The sequence below is a fragment of the Variovorax sp. 20P10.2.4 genome (assembly GCF_058244205.1).
This window is the reverse complement of sequence record NZ_JBZAYE010000811.1, coordinates 1-2,847: the sequence shown is the minus strand read 5'-3', so window position 1 is coordinate 2,847 and position 2,847 is coordinate 1. Positions and strand designations below refer to the sequence as shown.

Below are 2,847 nucleotides of genomic sequence, written 5' to 3'. Positions count from 1 at the left end.
GCCGGCCTCGTTCTGCGGCGTGACCGGCATCAAGCCCACCTACGGCCGCGCCTCGCGCTACGGCATGGTGGCCTTCGCCTCCAGCCTCGACCAGGCCGGCCCGATGGCCCGTTCGGCCGAGGACTGCGCGCTGCTGTTGTCGGCCTTCTGCGGCCCCGACCTCGACCGCGACTCGACCTCGCTCGACCGCCCGGCCGAGAACTTCGGCCGCACTTTGCACGACTCGCTCGAGGGCCTGCGCATCGGCGTGCCGAAGGAGTTCTTCGGCGAGGGCGTGGCGCCCGGCGTGCGCGCCGCCATCGATGCAGCGCTGTTGCAGTACGAGAAGCTCGGCGCGAAGCGCGTCGAGGTCTCGCTGCCGCGCACCGCGCTGTCGATTCCCGTCTACTACATCATTGCCGCGGCCGAGGCCTCGAGCAACCTGAGCCGCTTCGATGGCGTGAAGTTCGGCCACCGCGCCAAGGACTTCATCGACGCCGCGAGCAAGAAGACCGCGCTCACGCAGATGTACGAGCGCACGCGCGCCGAAGGCTTCGGCGACGAGGTCAAGCGCCGCATCATGATCGGCACCTACGTGCTCTCGCACGGCTACTACGACGCCTACTACCTGCAGGCGCAGAAGGTGCGCCGCATGATCGCCGACGACTTCCAGCAGGCCTTCGCGCAGTGCGACGTGATCGCTGGCCCGGCCGCGCCGACCACCGCCTGGAAGATCGGCGAGCACGGCGACGACCCCGTGGCCGACTACCTGGCCGACATCTTCACCTTGCCGGCCTCGCTGGCCGGCCTGCCCGGCATGAGCCTGCCGGTGGGCTTCGACGGCGGCATGCCCGTGGGCCTGCAGCTGATCGGCAACTACTTCGGCGAAGCAAAGCTGCTCAACGCGGCGCACCGCTTCCAGCAGGCCACCGACTGGCACACGCGCACGCCGGAGGGCTTCTGACATGAGCGAGACAGTGAACACCTTCGAAGCACAGCAACAGGGCCGCCCGACCGGCCCGCTGGTGCGCGGCTATGAAGTCATCATCGGCTTCGAGACCCACGCCCAGCTCTCGACCGCGAGCAAGATCTTCAGCCGCGCCTCCACGGCCTTCGGCGCCGAGCCCAACACGCAGGCCTGCGCGGTCGACCTCGCGCTGCCCGGCACGCTGCCCGTGATGAACAAGGGCGCGGTCGAACGCGCGATCCGGCTCGGCCTCGCGCTCGGCTCGCACATCGCGCCGCGCAGCGTGTTCGCGCGCAAGAACTACTTCTATCCCGACCTGCCCAAGGGCTACCAGATCAGCCAGTTCGAGATCCCCGTGGTGCAGGGCGGCTCGGTGAGCTTCTTCGTCGGTGAAGAGCAAAAGACCGTGCGCCTGGTGCGCGCCCACCTCGAGGAGGACGCGGGCAAGTCGCTGCACGAGGACTTCGTGGGCCAGAGCGGCATCGACCTGAACCGCGCCGGCACGCCGCTGCTCGAGATCGTCACCGAGCCCGACATGCGCTCCACCGCCGAGGCCGTGGCCTATGCGAAGGAGCTGCACAAGATCGTGACCTGGATCGGCATCTGCGACGGCAACATGCAGGAAGGCAGCTTCCGCTGCGACGCCAACGTCTCGGTGCGCCGCCCCGGCGAGAAGCTCGGCACGCGCCGCGAGATCAAGAACCTGAACAGCTTCAAGTTCATGCAGCAGGCGATCGACTACGAGATCAGCTGGCAGATCGACACGCTCGAGGACGGCGGCAAGATCGAGCAGGCCACCGTGCTGTTCAACCCCGACACCGGCGAGACGCGCGCGATGCGCGCCAAGGAAGACTCGTCCGACTACCGCTACTTCCCCGACCCCGACCTGCCGCCGCTGGTGATCGCCGCCGACTGGATCGAGCGCGTGAAGGCCGAGATGCCCGAGCTGCCGCGCGTGATGGCCGAGCGCTACGTGCGCGACCATGGCCTGTCGGCCTACGACGCCGCGCAGCTCACGCAGGGCCCCGCGCTCGCGCGCTACTTCGACGACGCGGTGAAGGCCGGCGCCACGCCGAAGCTCGCGAGCAACTGGATCACCGGCGAGATCGCGCGCCGCCTCAATGCCCAGGAGATCGGCATCGAGGCCGCGCCGGTCAGCGCGGCGCAGCTCGGCCAGCTCGTGAAGCGCATCGCCGACGGCACCTTGCCGAACAACGCCGCGCGCCAGGTGTTCGAGGCGCTGTGGACCGGCGAAGGCAGCGACGTCGACGCGATCATCGAAGCCAAGGACCTGAAGCCGATGAACGACGCCGGCGCGCTCGACGCGATCCTCGACGAGGTGATCGCGAAGAACGCCAAGAACGTCGAGGAGTACCGCGGCGGCAAGGAGAAGGCGCTCAACGGCCTCGTGGGCCAGGTCATGAAGGCCAGCGGCGGCAAGGCCAACCCGGCGCAGGTCACGGAACTGCTGAAGGCCAAGCTGGCCTGAGCCAGGGCTTCGGCCCGATACGACGGTGAAGCGGGCCCCGCGCGGGCCGCTTCACCATTTTTTCTTTTGGGGGATGCCGGTCAGCGCGCGGTGGTCGCGGTCTCGCCCGACCACAGCTGCTTGAGCCGCACGCGCTCCTCGTCGAAGCGCGCGTTGACGCGCTTCTTCTCGTCTTCCTGCTCGCCGATGAAGCGGTTCTGCACCGCCACGCTCTTGGCGTTGTCATCGAGCCGGCGCCGCAGCACGCCGGGCGCCTTGCTCGCGTCGCCCTTGTAGAACTCGAGCTCCTCGTCGATCTTCTTGCGGTCGTCGGCCAGTTCGGACAGCCGCTTGCGCGCCGCCTGGATCACCGCATCGACCTGCACCAGCGCCTCGCCGCGCTCGCGCTCGTGGGCGGCGGCGTTCGGATAAC

At 68.8% G+C, this 2,847-nt stretch carries 2 protein-coding genes and 1 pseudogene; 2 read left to right on the top strand and 1 reads right to left on the bottom strand.

Annotated features, from left to right (window positions below):
* Nucleotides 1-943 (top strand): amidase family protein (locus AC27VN_RS37925; RefSeq protein ID WP_490879993.1); only part of this gene is annotated, 943 nt, incomplete at its 5' end.
* 1 nt (nt 944) lies between these two features.
* The gene (gene gatB, locus AC27VN_RS37920; protein ID WP_208511591.1) at nt 945-2,435 is read left to right on the top strand and encodes an Asp-tRNA(Asn)/Glu-tRNA(Gln) amidotransferase subunit GatB; all 1,491 of its coding nucleotides are present in this window, start codon (nt 945-947) and stop codon (nt 2,433-2,435) included.
* Between the two features lie 80 nt (nt 2,436-2,515).
* On the opposite strand, the pseudogene AC27VN_RS37915 reads toward gatB, so the two are convergent.
* Nucleotides 2,516-2,847: pseudogene (locus tag AC27VN_RS37915) on the bottom strand (DUF4124 domain-containing protein); the annotation flags it as partial.

Excerpts from the sequence above, each read along its gene's own strand:
- gatB (WP_208511591.1), top strand. The coding sequence starts at position 945 with ATGAGCGAGACAGTGAACACCTTCGAAGCACAGCAACAGGGCCGCCCG.